Raw genomic sequence first — 17144 nt, forward strand, 5'->3', positions numbered from 1 at the left:
AGATTATACAAAAGAAATGAGAAAATTAAATACAGGGATTTACGAAAATGAACAATCCCTGCAAAAATAAAAATTAATAGACTACTTTCAATCCTTCTTCCTCCAGTTCCTGCTGTCTTATTTCCAGAAACTGAACATTTATCATATAGAGAATTTGAAAAAGCTCATCATTTGTGCTGATTGAATTATCTATAAAATCTCCAATAAATAACATATCCTGAAAAGCGAGTGCCTTATTTGTCGGAAGTTCCAGTAAATAATAATCTCCTTCTTCTTTATTTATCGTCTGTTTTGTAAGATATTCGACTGCATAGTCTGAAGCTGTTATGTAACGGTACATATCGCCATCATATTTACACCTCATTTGAAATACAACAAGCCTTTTTTCTTTTAATGTTTTAACAATTTCAGGATTTGCTACGTCAGCCGGTACTTCCTCATCTTTATATTTTTCCGTATCTTCGTAAATTAATCTTGCTTTACTGTTTGTTTTTAACTCTTTAGGAATATAGCACATAATTTTTTCAATCTGTTCTGCAGAAAAACTTAAATTAAAAAATATAAGTGTCAGTATAATAATAATTTTTTTCATTTTCTTTCCTTCCATATATGCAATATAAAGTAAAAATTTAATTTTAAAGTTATTTAAGTACATTATATAACAGAAAAAGATTTTTCTCAAATAAAATCTTTAAAAATAGCTGAAAGTTACTTTACTACAAAATAAAATAAATAGAAATAGAAGTAAAATATCTCTCATTTTATTTTAATATTCTAATGGTAGCTTATTTTATAAGAATAATTCATGAAAGGAGGAATAATCAGAATGGAAAAAAATATTAGTAAATCTAAAATGGAAGAATTAGGACTGCTGATATTGAATACAGCCTGCTACTCAGCATTAATTATAACATCTGTAATAATTTTGCTTACCGTTTTAAGTTTTTTGTTATCAAAAAAGATAATTCTTGACGATTATTCAAAACAGTCTTTTGAAGTTAATGAACTGCTTAAATTTCTAGTATTTTATCCTGTTGGGGAAGAGCTTTTATTGAGAGGACTAATACTTCATTTTTTAAAGAAAAAAACAAAATATGCTAATTTAATTCAGGCTGTAATTTTTGGAATACTTCACCTGAATCCAATTAAGATTATATACACAACAATATCAGGTATCTTTTTCGGAAATGTGCGACTAAGACCCAGTCCAATCTGGTGGACAATTTTACTGCATTCGACATTCAATCTTGTTTCAATATTTCTATATAAGCGTTTTATAATTACAATTGAAAAGATATTTTATCTTCAAAATATACCGATAATAACATTAATTATTGTATTTATTCCACCTTTATTCATATTTGATTATACTCTTAAACAGCTTAAAAATAGATTTAATTATGAAAAACTTTACAAAGCATAATTTTTAACAAAAAAATACCCTCTTCAGTATACTAAACTTTAGAGGATATTTTACTCTACTAATTTTCATTTACTTCCCAAGTTATTACTTCACCTGTTATAGCATCAATGTCGAACTTATACTCTGTATTTTTATATACAATTTTTCCTTCATAAATCTTTCTTCCTTTTTCACTATCCATCTGAATATTTGTAACGTTGATTTTTTTCGCACCAGTAATCCGTGCAACTGCTATTTCTTTTGCTTTTTCTATTCCAATATATTTTGTTGTTTTTCTTATTTCTGTATCACTGCCATTTGTATTAATAATTTTTCCGTCATCTCTGATTACTGTTGAAGCTGATGACCGTTCTTTTTCACTGTAACTCAGAACTTTTCCTGTGTTTGCATCAATGTTATATTTATATTTTTTTCGTTCTGTATAGAATTCTATTTCATAAATAAATTTTCTATTTTCTTTATCCAAACGAATTTTAGTCATTTTTGCCATATTTTTTGACACTTTTGAATGATTCAATGCAAGTTGTTTTGCCTGTTCAATTGAAATTTTTACATCGACATTTAAAACTCTTACGGTTTTGGTCTTTTTAGCTGAATTTCCGTTTGCAAAAACTCCCGTTACTATAATACAAAACATAATAAGTAATATTTTAAAAAAATTATTTTTCATTTTTTCTCCTTTTTCAGCCTAAATATAAACGAACTTCCTTTTCCAATTTCACTCTCTACAGCAATCTGTCCTTTATGTGCCTCTATAATCCATTTTACCATTGATAAACCAAGCCCTAGATTTTCTGTTGTTCTGGAACTGTCCACCTGATAAAATCGTCCCCATATTTTAGGTATATTTTCTTTTTCAATACCAATTCCGTCATCGATAATTTTACATATTGCAAAATCTTTATCCTGTGATAACTTTATCCAGATATTACCGTTTTCATGACCATAGTTAATTGCATTTGAAATTAAATTTACAAAGACTCTCATAATCATCGTCTCATCGCCAACAATAAAAATGTTTTCCTCTGCTTCAGAATGGATTTTTATATTTTTAGTATCTGCATTATGTTGTTGACTGTCAGCAATAAGATGCGCCATCTCGCTAATATTTATTTTATCAAAACTAAGTTTCTGATTACCTCTGTCCATTCTTGATAAAGTTAAAAGTTGCGAGATTAATTTTGACATTTTTTTAGTTTCATCCAGTACAGAAGAAATTGTATCTTTTGCATTTTCTATTGAAGTTAGATTTTCAAGCCCGTATTCACATTCAGAAATAATAATTGCTACAGGTGTCCGCAATTCATGTGAAACATCCGATGTAAACTGCACTTCTCTTTCGAAGGAGTTTTGCAGCCTGTTAAACATTGTATCAAATGTATTTGCCAAAGTGTAAATTTCATCATTTCCTTCTCCAATGTTAATTCTTTGTGTCAAATCGTTTCCCTCATTGATTTTCTCCGCAGCTTCCCTTATTTTTTCTATCGGTTTAAATGCTTTCTTTGTTATGAAATATCCGCTTATTGCTGAAAATAACAAGAAAAATGGTAATACAATCAGAGAAATGAAAACAATTGTTTCAATAACATTTTCCACTTCTGTTGCAGGAGCAATTCCACGAATATGAATAATACCATAACCTGAAAAATTCTTTTTACTGTCAAAGATATACCATTTTTTATTTTTATGTTTTATAATTCTCACATCGTTTTTATCGGAAAAAGTTTCATCATATTTAAAATCCAGCGGAATATCCCCATAAATAAATCCTGTTTCATCGTCATAGACCGACAAATGGACATTATTGTTAAAAATAATAAAATCATTGTCAATTGTAAGTTCACCATCATAAACTTCAATTTCATCAAATGCTGAGATTACAGAGCTTTTCAAATTTTTATAAGCGTTTGCCCGTACAAGATTTTCACTGATATAAATTATTGTTGTAAGAAATATGATTGCGAGGCTTATCATAAGGCCAATATACCAGAAAGCTATTTTGGATTTTATGGAAAGTTTATTTATTTTCATTATCAACCCTCAGGACATAGCCCAATCCACGAACTGTATGAATGAGTTTCGGAGTATAGCTGTCGTCTATCTTTTTTCTCAAATATCTGATGTAAACATCTATAACGTTGGTTCCGCCTGCGTATTCATAATTCCATATATGGTCTTCTATTCTTTCTCTTGGTAAAATTTTTCCTTTATTCCGTATCAAGTATTCCAAAACAGAATATTCCCTAGCTGAGAGTTTTATAAGTATATCATCCCTAAAAACTGTTTTAGCATCAAGGTCAACCTTAAGATTAGCTATTGTAACTATATTATCGGCATTTCCAGAATTACGTCTTAAAAGTACACGGATACGAGCCATAAGTTCTTCAAAGATAAAAGGTTTCACAAGATAGTCGTCTGCACCGTAATCTAACCCTTTCACTTTATCATCTATATTGTCTCTTGCTGTTAGAAGCAGTATTGGAACTTTATTTTTCTTTGCTCTTATTTTTTTTATCACTCCAAATCCATTAAGTTTTGGAAGCATAATATCCAAAATTATTACATCATATTCTGTTCCTTCAACGTATCTGACTGCTTCCTCTCCGTCAAAGCAGCTGTCAACTCCGTAATACTCCTTTTCCAGCTTTTTTGTAATAAGTTCATTTAATTTCTTTTCATCTTCCACAACTAATAATCTCATCATCTTTCACTCTCTTCCATTTTCATCAGGATACACTGATTCTTTTCACAAAATAGTTTTAATTGTTCTATTTCTACTATTTTTTCATACTTTTCATCATTTTCTGTAAACAATTCATTTCTATTATACCTTATAAATACCGTTAAAAACAGAGAAAAAAGAAAAAAATTTTTTATTAAATTTTTGTAATTTTCAGATTTAATTAAATATTTTTTTATTTCCATTTTATCTTATCCTTATTTTTTACTGCTAAAAATGCTCCTCCGCCTGTCAGTCCTGCTCCTAAAAGAATTAAAATACTATTTGCTGTAAAAACTCCTAAAACAAGCGAAACAAATCCTCCACCAATTGATCTTGCTACAAATTTCTGAATTGTACGGTTTTTATAATTCATTTTTGGAACATTTGGATTACCATTATGAAAATTATCAGTATTCATATTATCCATACTGTTATTACTCGTATCAGAAAAATCATTAATACTGTCATTTTTCTTGAATTTAACAACTTCAGTTTTTTCTGACGGCTGCATATCGTAATACTCAATTTCTTTTGCTATTCTTTCCCTATTATTTTCAGAGGAATTATTTTTGTCATCAAAAAGAATTCCATTCATTCTTAGAATTTGTGCATCTTCTTCTGTAAACGGATGCCATCCTTGTTTAATCAGCTTTTTAACATACATTTTATTGTATAGAAAACCGAATACCATTGATAGAACAAATATCAATGGGAAAAATATCATACTTGCTATACTAATCACGACAAAAGAAATTCCAGCCACCATATAATCCTCTTTAATTAACGGATATATAAATCCTAGAAAAAATGCTCCCCATGAAAATCCAAATTTCACTTCTTTTCTTAAAGTTCCATTCTCTAAAATCGCTCTTTTTACATTTATCTTTTTCATAAATAATCATCTCCTTTTATTTTTTATCATACATTCTTATTTTTTGTTTTCAAAAATATGATATTATCAAAACATTAAAGTAAAATGAGAGTTTTAACAAAAGATAGCAAGAAGTCGTAGGCTTTCTACAAGCGGGAGATGAATTGCTTTTTTTTGTAAAAAAAATTGAAAAAAGGATATATTTATGATATAATTTATTCAGTGAAATAATATAAAAGTAGGTAATAATAATGTCATATAATAGCAATTATCATTCAGTATTTGATATAAGTTATCATATGATTTTTTGTATAAAATATCGAAGAGAAGTAATTAATGATGAAATTTCTAATAGATTGAAAGAGATTTTTGAAAAAATATGTCCGAAGTATAACATTGTTCTTAAAGAATGGGAACATGATGTTGATCACATTCATATGTTGATTAATGCTATGCCTAATACTGAACTTTCTAAGTTTGTAAATACTTACAAAAGTGCTTCCAGCAGGTTGATAAAAAAAGAATTTCCTGAAATAAGGGGAAGATTGTGGGAAGAATATTTTTGGAGTAGAAGTTACTTAGTTGTAAGTGTTGGAGGTGCACCGTTAGAGATAATTAAAAAATATATTCAAAATCAAAAGGAGGTGTAATTTTATGAAATATAATTTAGCATTCAAATATAGAATTTATCCAAATAAGGAACAAGAATTATTGATAAACAAGACTTTTGGATGTGTTCGTTTTGTTTACAATACAATTTTGTACACTGCGAATAAAATTTATGAAGAGACTGGAAAAAATAAAATAATTACACCTGCCAGTTTGAAGAATGAAAATCAATTTTTGAAAGAAGTAGACAGCTTGGCACTTGCAAATGCTCAATTAAATATAAAACGATCGTTTATGAATTTTTTTCAGAAAAGAGCGAAGTTTCCAAGGTTCAAATCTAAAAAGAATAGTGTTAAAAGTTACACAACAAATTGTGTGAACAATTCGATACGAATTGAAGAAAACAAATATTTGGTTTTGCCAAAATTGAAAAAAGTCAAATTGAAATATCATAGAGAAATGCCAAAGGATTACAGAATAAAGTCGGTAACATTGACAAACAGTAATGGAAATTACTATGTTTCTATTTTGACGAAATTTGAAAAAGAAATCAAAAAAAATCCAAGTAATGATAAAGTGATTGGACTTGATTTTTCAATGTCTGAATTATTTGTCAGTTCTGAAAACCAAAGGGCTGATTATCCAAGATATTTTAGGATATTGGAGAAAAAATTGAAAGAATTACAAAAATCATTGTCAAGAAAAGTGAAATTTTCTAAAAATTGGTATAAGCAAAAATCAAAAATATCAAAATTGCATGAGTATATCAAAAATTGTCGAAGAGATTTTCTACATAAATTATCGAAAAAATTATCTAAAGAGTATAATGCTGTGGTTGTTGAGGATTTGAATATGAAAGGGATAAGTCAGGCATTAAATTTTGGTAAAAGTGTAGGAGACAATGGATGGGGAATGTTTTTGAAGATGCTTGAGTATAAACTGATGTTTTTAGAAAAGCAATTTTTGAAGATAGATAAGTGGTTTCCGTCATCGAAAACTTGCAGTAAATGTGGAAATGTTAAAGAGGAACTGAAATTATCAGAAAGAAGTTATAAATGTGAGTGCTGTGGAATTGAAATTGATAGAGATTACAATGCGGCATTGAATATAAGAAACATTGGAAAAGCGATGTTGAAATATTAAGAAAATAAAAGAAGACAGGGTAGGAACTACCCGAAGAGCTTGGTAAATATATTTGGCTAGCAAAAGCAGATACTTCCCAAGAAGCTCCCGCTTCTAAAAGCGGGAGTAGTTCACTTTTTATATTATAAAAGGAAAAGAAAAAAAAGCGAGAACCAAAAGAAACAAGAGGAGAAGTTTATGTTGAAAAGTCAATTGATGTGAGAACAAAAGAAATTAAGACAAAAGAAGTTTTTAGACATTGGGAGCTAGATTCCATTTTGCAAATCTTTATTGCTCGTGGCAGAGAGGCAGCAACGAAAATAGCAATGGTTTTCTGAGAGAATTTTACCCAAAGAAGACAGATATATCAAAAGTAGAAACAGAAGACTTGATAAGAACTTTAATGCTAATAAATTCAAGACCTAGAAAATGTTTGAACTACACAACATCATTTGAAAAATTTTTATATGAAATTAAATTTTAGGCAATTTAAAAAATGTTACATTTAATATTGTAATTTATGATAAAATAAAAAATTGTTGTTAAGTTTTTCCAAAACTTTTGAATAAAAAAATGGCGTACCTGTGAGGAATCGAACCCCAAGCCTTCTGATCCGAAGTCAGACGCTCTATCCAGTTGAGCTACAAGTACACAAATTTATGTTACCATATTTTTTTTAAATAGTCAACGAAAAAAATTTGGAAATTTCGTAAAATGTGGTAAAATTAAAATGAGTGGATAAATTATTTAATAAAAATTTGGAAAATAAATTTTAGGAGGAAAATACTATGGATTTTATGAAAAAATACGAATATTGGCTAAATTCAGATGCCATTGACGAAAAAGACAGGGAAGAATTGAAAAGCATCGCAGGGAATGAAAAAGAAATAGAAGATAGATTTTTCAAAGATTTGAGCTTCGGAACTGGTGGAATTCGTGGAGTTCGTGGAATTGGAACTAACAGAATGAATAAATACGTAATTAGAAAGGTAACTCAAGGACTTGCAAATTATATGCTAAGTTTTGATGAAAAAGCTGCAAAAGAAAAAGGAATCATAATTGCTCATGACTGTAGAATAGGTTCGAGAGAATATGCGCTAAATACTGCAAGAGTAATGGCTGCAAATGGAATTAAAGCATATATTTATGAAAGTTTACGTTCAACTCCTGAATTGTCATTTGGTGTAAGATATAAAGGATGTATGTCAGGAATCGTTGTTACGGCTTCTCATAATCCAGCTGAATACAATGGATATAAAGTTTATTGGGATGATGGAGCACAAGTTGTTGATCCACATGCACCGGCAATTGTTGAAGAAGTAAATAAAATTTCTACATTGGAAGAAATAAAAGTTATTTCTGAAGAAGAAGGAAGAGAAAAAGGATTAATCATTCAGCTTGATCATAAAATTGATGATGACTATATAGCAGCAATTAAAAAACAAACTATACATACAGATATTCCAGGAAAAGAAGATTTCAAGATTGTTTATACTCCGCTTCATGGAACTGGTGGAAGACCAATGAAGAGAATTTTATCTGATTTTGGATACAATTTTGAAGTTGTAAAAGAACAAATTGAGCCAGATGGAAACTTCCCAACAGTAGTTTATGCAAACCCAGAAGAAGTGGCAGCATTTAAATTGGGAACAAAATTAGGAAATGAAATTGGAGCACAATTAATTTTGGCAAATGACCCAGATGCTGATAGAATCGGTATTGCGATAAGAGATGACAAAAATGAATGGTACTATCCAAATGGAAACCAAGTAGGATTGTTGTTATTGCAATATTTATTGAATTACAAAAAAGATATTCCAGCTGATGCACAAGTTATTACAACAGTTGTTTCAACACCTATGATTGATGTTGTTGCACCTGCTAAAAATGTTGGAGTTATGAAAACATTGACTGGATTCAAATACATTGGACAAAAAATTAGACAATTTGAACACAAAGAATTGGAAGGATCATATTTATTTGGATTTGAAGAAAGCTACGGATATTTGATTGGAACTCATGCAAGAGATAAAGATGCGTTGGTAACTTCAATGGTTATTTCTGAAATGGCAACTTATTACCACTCAAAAGGAACTTCTATTTACAAAGAATTACAAAAATTATATGAAAAATTTGGATATTATTTAGAAGGAATTAAATCAGTAATGTTAAAAGGTAAAGATGGAATTGAACAAATGGCAGCATTAATGTCTAACTTGAGAGAAAATGTTAAAGATGAATTGCTTGGTAAGAAAATTAAAATTAAAAGAGATTTCTTCTCACACAAAGAACATAACTTGGAAACTGGTGAAGAAAAAGAAATTAAATTGCCAAAAGAAAATGTATTACAATTCGTGCTTGAAGACAATACATTCATTACAGCAAGACCATCTGGAACAGAACCAAAAATCAAATTCTATTTCAGCGTAAATGCAGATTCTAGCGAAAATGTCAAAGCTAAACTTGATAAAACAATGGAAGAATTTTCTAAATTTATTGGATTATAATTTTTTGAGTAAATGTTTTGAAAAATTTGATAGATTGAGAGAAAATAAAAATTTTATACAAAGTTTATAAAATTGAGTAAAAATTAAAGTAAATAAATAGATGAAAACAGGGAAATTTCTTGTGATGAGAATGATTTTCCTGTTTTTTTATTTGAAAATTGAAAATATTTTTGATTTATATGAATTCTTATGAAAAATAGAGATTGAATTTGTTTTACTTACTTAAAAAATATAAATATTTTTAAAAAATGTATCATAAGTTACACGTCTTGAAGATAAAAATATGATAAAATAAAAGAAAGTTTTGCAATCAAATATTTTTTGAATAAAATTAACTTGTAAAAAGATTTTGAACTTTGATTAAAAAAATAAAGTATGAGGTGGTGTTTTTTATGGAAAAAGCGAATATGAAGGATCATTTGAATATAAATTTTGATCTGATTGAAAAAATGACTGAAATTAAGAAAGATTATATAGAGGGAACGGCGGATGTTGAAACGACAAAAAGGCGGATAAAGGAAACTTTTAAGGATAAAAAGATAACTCCTGCTGAGTTTGCCTATTCTGAACAGAAAATAAAAGATTTGGGATTTGATGATGAGACTGTTCATGATAAAATGAATGATGTGCTTGATTTGTTTGATGAAATTATTGAAAGAGAGAAACCTTCGCTGCCTGAAGGACATCCAATAAAAACCTATTTGAGGGAAAATGAGGCGGCTAGAAAACTAATTGCTGAAATGAAGGAAGAACTGAATAAAAAATTTATAAAAAATAGATGGCTGGAGTTTTACGATAAACTTTATACATTTAATTTGACACATTTGGCTAGAAAACAGCATCAATTATTTTCAATACTTGAAAGTAAAGGATTTGACAGACCGTCTAGAATAATGTGGACTTTTGATAATGCAGTCAGGGATAATATAAGTGAGGCTAGAAAGCTTTTAATGGAAGATAAAATGGAAGAATTTTATGCAAAACAGGAAATTGCTTTGGAATTGACGTTGGATATAATGCACAAGGAAGAAGAGGTTTTATTTCCGACTTCACTTAAAATGATTACTGAGGAAGAATTTAGAAATATGAGAAGTGGGGATGATGAGATTGGATATTTCCTGATTGAGAAGCCTAAAGGATTTTTGCCTGAGAAAAAAGAGGAAAAAATTGAAAAAGAGGAAAATGCAAATATAAATACGTCTCAAACAGGTAACTTTATGAACGACTTAGCGGGACTTCTTTCAAAATATAATATGAATGCAGGTGGAGAAAAATCTGACGTGTTAGATGTCAAACAAGGAAAACTTACTTTGGAGCAAATAAACTTGATTTTCCAACATATGCCAGTGGATTTATCTTTTGTGGACGAGAATGAGATTGTTAAGTTTTATACTGATACGAAACATAGAATTTTTCCTAGAAGTGCGGGAGTTATAGGGAGAGATGTTAAAAACTGTCATCCGAGAGAAAGTGTTGCTTCGGTTTTGGAAATAATTGATGCGTTTAGAAATAATGAGCAAGATGAAGTGGATTTCTGGCTTGAAATGAATGGGAAATTTATTTATATCTATTATGTAGCTGTGAGAGATGAAAATGGTATATTTAAGGGAGTCCTTGAGATGATGCAAGATGTTACGAGAATAAGAAGCCTTGAAGGAAAGAGAACGCTTGTAACTTGGGAAAAACCTAAAAAATCTGAAATTAATCGGGAAAATCAAAAAAATTCTAAAGAAGATAAAAATCCTTATGGATTAACAGAAAATACAATAATCGGAGAAATAATAGATAAATATCCTTATATAAGAGAGTTTATGCCAACATTGTCGCCTACATACAAAAAACTGCTTGATCCAATTCAATATATGATAATGTCTAAAGTTGCAACGCTTGATATGATTGCGATGCGTGGTGGATTCCCTCTAGATGAATTAATAGATAAAATCTCAGATGAAATTAAAAGGCATGAATCTAAAAAATAGTTTTATGGAAAGGAAAAATTAATGTTGCTACACTATTTTATTTCAGGTGGAATATTTATGTGGGGAATACTGGCGACTTCAATTTGCGGAGTCGCAGTAATTTTGGAAAAATTATGGATTTTTTTTACAATGGAAAAGGATTTTACAAAAGAGTATAGAAAAGAGCTGTATAAGGCATTGCAAACAAAGAGTAAAGAGGAAGTTATTAAGATTACAAATTCAAAAAGAGATTCAGTTTCTAGAATTATTACAAAAACAATGGAAAATATAGATTTGGATTTAAATAAAATTGAGGAATCAGAGAAGGAATATCTTGAGGAAATAATAAGAGAAGCTGTTTTGGCACAGACAGGAAAACTGGAAAAAGGGATGTGGCTTCTTGGGGCAGTAGTAAATACAGCACCTCAGTTGGGGCTTCTTGGAACAGTTACTGGAATGATAACATCATTTTCGGCATTATCTGCAAGTGTGGAAAGTTCTAAAACAGTTGCAGCAGGAATATCAGAGGCTCTGTACACTACGGCGTTTGGTCTAATTGTGGCGATACCTACTTTAATCTTTTACAATTACTTTAATAGAAGAATAGATGCGACAGCGTTGGAAATGGAGAGAGCGGCTTTGCATATTATGGGAAGAGTGAAAAAATAGAATTATAAAGTATTGAAGGGAATAAAAAATGAAATTTTCTAATAGAAGAAATAGGCAGAATGCGGAAATATCAATGCTTAATCTTATCGATGTCATATTTATGTTATTAATATTTTTTATGATTGCCACGACATTTAATAAATATTCACAATTTCAGCTTTCTATTCCTAAATCGGATGCTAAATTTGATAAAAAAGAGGAGACGAAGGCAGAAATAATAGTTAATAGAGAGAAAAAAAATTTTTTGAAGTTAGGAAATAATATTAAAGAAATTTCGGGAGAGAATATTCATAATGAGATTTTGAGATTGCCAAAAGAGATGCTTGAAAATATGACATTGACGGCTGATGAGCATCTTGAATATGGATATATTGTAGAAATAATGTCGAAATTACGTAATGAGAATGTAAAAAATGTTAGTCTTAATATACAAAAAAATGATAAATAATAAATATTAATTTTAAGAAAAGGAGAGCGTGACAGATATATATAATTGTCATGCGGGAATGAAATTTATGTTAAAAAAAATTGCAATTTTAAGTTTAATTTTAGCTAGTCTTTCTTTGTATGCAGAAGGAAAATACGAGGGAAAACTTGAAGAAACAGTCGTAACAGCGACAGGATTTAATGATAACATTGATAATCAAATAAAAAATGTTACGATTATTACGTCGGAGGATATTCAAGAAAAAGGGTATAATACTGTAGAAGATATATTAAAACAGGCACCAGGAGTTAATATCACACAAACTGGATTCGGTTCAGCGGTAGATATGAGAGGTCAAGGGAGATTTGGATTAGGAACGAGTGCAAACATTTCTAAAGCAGTTTCTTCAGTAAAAATCTTGATTGATGGAGATATTGCTATGGATACGATTGATACTTCCCATGCTTATATTCCTTTAAATACAATATCAGTTAATGATGTGGAAAGAGTAGAGATAATAAATGGTGGGGGAACAGTTCTGTATGGGAGTGGAACTCGAGGTGGAGTTGTAAATATTATTACGAAAGATAGAACAAAAGAAGGAGCTTCAGGCAAAGCTTACTATCAAAATAGCTCTTATGGAACAAATAAATTAGGATTTGATGCTGGAATAAATTATGGTAATAAATTTATCATTGATTTGGGGTATGAAAATGTTAATGGAAAAGGATATAGAAGAGGTTCTAAAGAAGCGTATGAATATTTGAATGGGAGCTTGAAATATAATATAACAGATAATCACAGTTTGAAATTTAAGGCGGCGAGATACAATTCAGAAGAAACATTGGCATCAGATTTAACAAAATCGCAACTTTTGAGTGACAGAAGACAGTCTGGGACTTTGAGTGATCTTGATGTTGATAGAAAAGAGTATAGCTTGGGATATGAAGGGAAAGTTACCGATAACTTGAAGTTATCATTGACAGGATATAAACAGGATACAAATAAAATTATGTACGGAATGCCTAAAACAAAATTTGAAGATAATAAAAAAGGAATCAATTTTAAGGGAAATTATGGACTTGAAAATGGGAATATAATTTTTGGATATAACTACATCGACCATAAAGGAAGTAGAGAGCAAACTATATTTGGAACGCCAATTATGAATGTTGATTTGGCGAAAGAGACGAATTCGTTTTATTTGCTAGGGCGTCATAAAATTGTTGGCAATTTAGAAGGAACAGCAGGTTATAGATACGAAAGAGCGGAATATAAAACAAATAGGGAAGTTCCGTCTACGAGAATGCCGATACCTGGTGGAAGAGGCTTTGTGAATATTCCATCAAGAGAAATGCACGGTTTGAGAAAAGACAGTAATAGTGCTTATGAATTGGGACTTAATTACAAATATTCTGATACAGGAAATGTTTATGCCAAATATGAAAGAGGATTTAGATCACCAGCTGCAACAGAATTTGTTGATTATGCACCAGGAGCTAGAAATTATACTTTAAATAATTTAAAAACAGAAAAATTTAATACATATGAAGTAGGATTTAAAGATATGTTGTGGAATTCGTTTGTAAGTGCTACAGCGTTTCATACACGAACAGATAACGAAATATACTTGAATATGGATCACGGAGTATTGGGAGGACCAAGTACAGCAAGATGGACATTCCATAATTTAAAAGCTACCGAAAGAACAGGTGTAGAACTATTTGCTGAGCAATATTTAGGTAAATTGAGAGTAAATGAGTCGTTTACATACGTGAATGCTAAAATTAAAAAAGTGGGAGATGATGTACTAACTTCAACAACTTATAATTTTAAAGATGGGCAAAAAATACCAGGAGTTCCATCTACAAAAGTTACATTAGGACTTGATTATGAAATAGCAGACGGTTTGAGAACTACTGCTAACTTAAATTATTATTCAAGCTCAGTGGATACCTACAATGAAAAAATACCTTCATATTCTACAACAGATTTAGGTTTAAAATACAAACATCAAAGTGGATTTGGGCTTAATGCGGGAGTAAAAAATGTATTTAACAAAAAATATAATGTCGCTCAAGGAAAAGATCCACTTACAGGAAAGACAGTATATTCACCAGCTGACGAACGAACTTATTATATTGGAGCAAGCTATGAATTTTAGAAAAGTGAGCTTATTTCATAAATTTGTTTAGAGCGTTAAAGAGAGGGAAAAAATGAAATTTTATATAATTTCAGTTATTTTAAATATTATGATTTTGTTTATTCCAGTAGCCTATTATACTTCAAATAGCAGTAAAAAAGAAAATAAGCAAAACGAGCCAATAACAGTAAATTTAAGCGAAAGTGTATTCCAAAGTGTTTCACAAGGAACAACTGGAAATGAAAATATTGGAGAGAAAAATGGAGAATCTGGAAATAATGAGAGTGTAAAGAATTCTGATGACACTAAAAATACTGGAAATTCTGAAAAAATAAAAGTTTCACAAAAAAATGAAATCTCAAATTCACATTCTGAATCTAACTCAGAAAAAATTAATAACTTAAACGATCAGAAAGAAAGTCGGAAAACTGAAAATATTAAGACAATCTCACAAAATGAACAAGAAAAAGAAGAGCTAAAAGTATTTCCATTAGAAAATAAGAAAAAGGATATTTCACAGGCTATTTCTGGTATTTCATCAACCTCACCTTTAGAATCAATATTTTCCTCAAAAAATACTGAAAAAATTTTACAAAAAAATGAGAACTTGAAAGTAATTTCAAAAGAAAATCTGACAAATGCAGTATCAACATCTACAAATATTTCAAAAAATATTTCAGAAAACGCTGCTGGAAATCACAAAAATGATTCTCATACTTATAAAACAAGAACTAATAGTGTTGCTGGAAAAAATGAGAATCAGGGAGATGGTACTAATAAAAACAGTAAAAGCAATTCTTTTATTCAAAAAGGAAGAAATAATGGGAATAATGGAAAAGATGGAAATAACAGGGGAAATATTAATGGAAAAGGTCAAAGTGGAGATAATTCAAAAACAGGAAATTTAGAAAAAATTAGCAAAAATTCTAGTAAAAATCATAATATTGAACGAAAAAGAAGTACTGAAAAAGGGGAAGAGGGAAATGAGAATGTCTGCAATGAAGGGAAAGATTTTACAGTTTCATATAATCCAAATTTGAGTTATCCTATTGCAGCACGAAGACTTGGAGATAAAGGAGTTGTTACAGTTTCAGTAAAATTTCATTTCAATAGTAGTGGTTCTGTTAGTGTGATTTCAGTATCAGGCGGGAGCTCAATATTTCAGCAGGAGGCAAGGAGAGCAGCTAGAATAAGAGTGAAAATAAAAAATCCTGAAACTTTGAAATGTACGATAACAAAACCATTTAAATTTGAATATAAATAATCTAAAAAAGGTTAAAAAGGGAGTTGTATTTCTCCCTTTTGTTTTATCTGAAATTTTGTAATTTTTATTAAGATATTAATGCAAAAAGTTTGAAATCACATCTTACATATGGTAAAATATATTAAGTAATTTAAAAAAGGTAAAAAAATAATGATTGAAGTAAAAAATATTAAAGCATCGAAGGAAAAAAATATTGATGCAATATACATTCATATTCCATTTTGCAGTAAAAAATGCGAATATTGTGATTTTTGCACATTTGTGAGAATGGAAGAAGAATATAGAAAATATACGGATTATTTGATTAAAGAAATTAGAATGTATCCAAAAATTAAATATGATACAATTTATTTTGGTGGAGGAACGCCTTCTCTGCTGCCTGTTGAAATGATAAGCGAAATATTAAATGAACTTGACTGGTCTAAAAATGCTGAAATTACGCTGGAATTGAATCCAACGGATATGACTTTTGAGAAATTGAAAAAAATTCGAGAAAGTGGAATAAATAGACTAAGTATTGGAATTCAAAGTTTTCAAGATCATGTTTTAAAATTTATTGGAAGGCAGCATAGTTCTGATGATGCAATAAATGTTTATAAAATGGCAAGAGAGGCAGGATTTTTCAATATTACGGTGGATTTGATGTTCGGGATTCCTAATCAAAGTCTTGAGGATTTGCAAAGGGATCTTGATATTTTGCAGGGATTAAAGCCTGAAAATGTTTCGATTTATTCGCTTATTTGGGAAGAAGGAACGGTTTTTTGGAGTAAGCTGCAAAAGGGTATTTTATCCGAAATTGATCAGGATTTGGAAGCGGAAATGTATGAGAAAATTATTGATTTTTTTGAGAAAAATGGATATTGCCAGTATGAAATTTCTAATTTTGCGAGAATTGACGACAAAGATAAAGATGTTGAAATTAATGAAATAAAAAAATTTGAAGATTTAAGAAAAATGCAGAAAAATGCGGGAAGACATAATTTGAAATATTGGCGAAATCAGAAATTTATTGGCGTTGGAATGAGTGCAGCTAGTTATTTTGACGATAATAGGCATAGTAATGTGCGGACTTTTAAGAAATATTATAATCTGATTGATGATGAGAAATTTCCAATTGATGAAAATACAATTGAAAAAATTGATGATTTTGAAAAAGAAAAATTGAAAAAAATGTTGGGTTTAAGACTTATTGAAGAAGGGGTAAATTATAGTGAAAAAGATGCCAAAAAAGTTGAAAAACTTATAAAAAATGGATTGATTGAAGAGTTTTTTATTGAAAAAAATGAAAAAATAAAATTTAAAAATAAAAAAAATTTTGTTAAAAATTATGAAAAAAGAATAAAATTGACAAAAAAAGGACTTTTTTTGGCAAATAATGTATTTGTTGAATTTATTTAAAAAAAAGGTTATAATAAAATAATTATAGATA

Annotated in this window: 16 protein-coding genes, 1 tRNA gene and 1 pseudogene; 11 read left to right on the top strand and 7 right to left on the bottom strand. The window is 29.5% G+C overall.

Translation table 11 applies throughout. From position 1 onward, the window contains the following. Positions 1–73: 73 nt before the first annotated feature. Complete coding sequence (locus BCB68_RS04680; RefSeq protein WP_094079728.1) at positions 74–592, bottom strand: DNA methyltransferase; 519 nt, start codon at positions 590–592, stop codon at positions 74–76. A 234-nt stretch (positions 593–826) separates the two neighbouring features. Here BCB68_RS04680 and BCB68_RS04685 point away from each other — a divergent pair, with 234 nt between their 5' ends. Next, the gene (locus BCB68_RS04685; protein ID WP_094079729.1) at positions 827–1423 is read left to right on the top strand and encodes a CPBP family intramembrane glutamic endopeptidase; all 597 of its coding nucleotides are present in this window, start codon (positions 827–829) and stop codon (positions 1421–1423) included. 58 nt (positions 1424–1481) lie between these two features. On the opposite strand, the gene BCB68_RS04690 is transcribed toward BCB68_RS04685, so the two are convergent. Genes BCB68_RS04690 through BCB68_RS04710 form a run of 5 tightly spaced genes read right to left on the bottom strand, consistent with a single transcriptional unit; the run spans position 1482 to position 5037 of the window. After that, on the bottom strand, positions 1482–2093 hold the full coding sequence (locus BCB68_RS04690) for a PepSY domain-containing protein (protein ID WP_094079730.1): 612 nt from the start codon (positions 2091–2093) through the stop codon (positions 1482–1484). Further along, entirely contained in the window at positions 2090–3454 is a 1365-nt protein-coding gene (locus BCB68_RS04695) for a sensor histidine kinase (RefSeq protein WP_094079731.1), read from the bottom strand. Before BCB68_RS04695 ends, BCB68_RS04690 begins: the two co-directional genes overlap by 4 nt. Then, complete coding sequence (locus BCB68_RS04700; protein ID WP_094080775.1) at positions 3441–4124, bottom strand: response regulator transcription factor; 684 nt, start codon at positions 4122–4124, stop codon at positions 3441–3443. Before BCB68_RS04700 ends, BCB68_RS04695 begins: the two co-directional genes overlap by 14 nt. Beyond that, positions 4124–4348, bottom strand: a complete 225-nt coding sequence (locus BCB68_RS04705) for a hypothetical protein (protein ID WP_094079732.1) — start codon at positions 4346–4348, stop codon at positions 4124–4126. Before BCB68_RS04705 ends, BCB68_RS04700 begins: the two co-directional genes overlap by 1 nt. Further along, entirely contained in the window at positions 4339–5037 is a 699-nt protein-coding gene (locus BCB68_RS04710) for a DUF2628 domain-containing protein (protein WP_094079733.1), read from the bottom strand. Before BCB68_RS04710 ends, BCB68_RS04705 begins: the two co-directional genes overlap by 10 nt. Before the next feature lie 230 nt (positions 5038–5267). Here BCB68_RS04710 and tnpA point away from each other — a divergent pair, with 230 nt between their 5' ends. From tnpA to BCB68_RS10860, 3 genes and pseudogenes are all read left to right on the top strand, one after another. Then, on the top strand, positions 5268–5666 hold the full coding sequence (tnpA, locus tag BCB68_RS04715) for an IS200/IS605 family transposase (protein ID WP_094079734.1): 399 nt from the start codon (positions 5268–5270) through the stop codon (positions 5664–5666). Positions 5667–5670: 4 nt separating this feature from the next. Beyond that, entirely contained in the window at positions 5671–6768 is a 1098-nt protein-coding gene (locus BCB68_RS04720; RefSeq protein WP_094079735.1) for an RNA-guided endonuclease TnpB family protein, read from the top strand. 253 nt (positions 6769–7021) lie between these two features. After that, positions 7022–7231: pseudogene (locus tag BCB68_RS10860) on the top strand (transposase); the annotation flags it as partial. 90 nt (positions 7232–7321) lie between these two features. Here BCB68_RS10860 and BCB68_RS04725 read toward each other — a convergent pair. Beyond that, positions 7322–7398 (bottom strand) — tRNA-Arg (locus BCB68_RS04725). Positions 7399–7535: 137 nt separating this feature from the next. Here BCB68_RS04725 and BCB68_RS04730 point away from each other — a divergent pair. The 7 genes from BCB68_RS04730 (at position 7536) to hemW (ending at position 17113) form a co-directional block, all read left to right on the top strand. Further along, positions 7536–9254 carry a phospho-sugar mutase gene (locus tag BCB68_RS04730; RefSeq protein ID WP_094079736.1) on the top strand — a complete coding sequence of 573 codons (1719 nt, stop codon included), beginning with the start codon at positions 7536–7538 and terminating at the stop codon, positions 9252–9254. Between the two features lie 392 nt (positions 9255–9646). Continuing rightward, a complete protein-coding gene (locus BCB68_RS04735; protein WP_094079737.1) occupies positions 9647–11233 on the top strand; it encodes a PAS domain-containing protein in 1587 nt (528 codons plus the stop codon). A gap of 57 nt (positions 11234–11290) precedes the next feature. Further along, positions 11291–11881, top strand: a complete 591-nt coding sequence (locus BCB68_RS04740; RefSeq protein WP_094080776.1) for a MotA/TolQ/ExbB proton channel family protein — start codon at positions 11291–11293, stop codon at positions 11879–11881. 28 nt (positions 11882–11909) lie between these two features. Beyond that, entirely contained in the window at positions 11910–12329 is a 420-nt protein-coding gene (locus BCB68_RS04745; RefSeq protein ID WP_094079738.1) for an ExbD/TolR family protein, read from the top strand. Between the two features lie 28 nt (positions 12330–12357). After that, a complete protein-coding gene (locus BCB68_RS04750) occupies positions 12358–14472 on the top strand; it encodes a TonB-dependent receptor (protein WP_237048711.1) in 2115 nt (704 codons plus the stop codon). A gap of 52 nt (positions 14473–14524) precedes the next feature. Continuing rightward, complete coding sequence (locus tag BCB68_RS04755) at positions 14525–15715, top strand: TonB family protein (RefSeq protein WP_094079739.1); 1191 nt, start codon at positions 14525–14527, stop codon at positions 15713–15715. A gap of 150 nt (positions 15716–15865) precedes the next feature. Further along, on the top strand, positions 15866–17113 hold the full coding sequence (gene hemW / locus BCB68_RS04760) for a radical SAM family heme chaperone HemW (protein ID WP_094079740.1): 1248 nt from the start codon (positions 15866–15868) through the stop codon (positions 17111–17113). Positions 17114–17144 lie beyond the last annotated feature (31 nt).

Source organism: Leptotrichia sp. oral taxon 498 (assembly GCF_002240055.1).
Classification (GTDB): Bacteria; Fusobacteriota; Fusobacteriia; order Fusobacteriales; family Leptotrichiaceae; genus Leptotrichia; species Leptotrichia rugosa.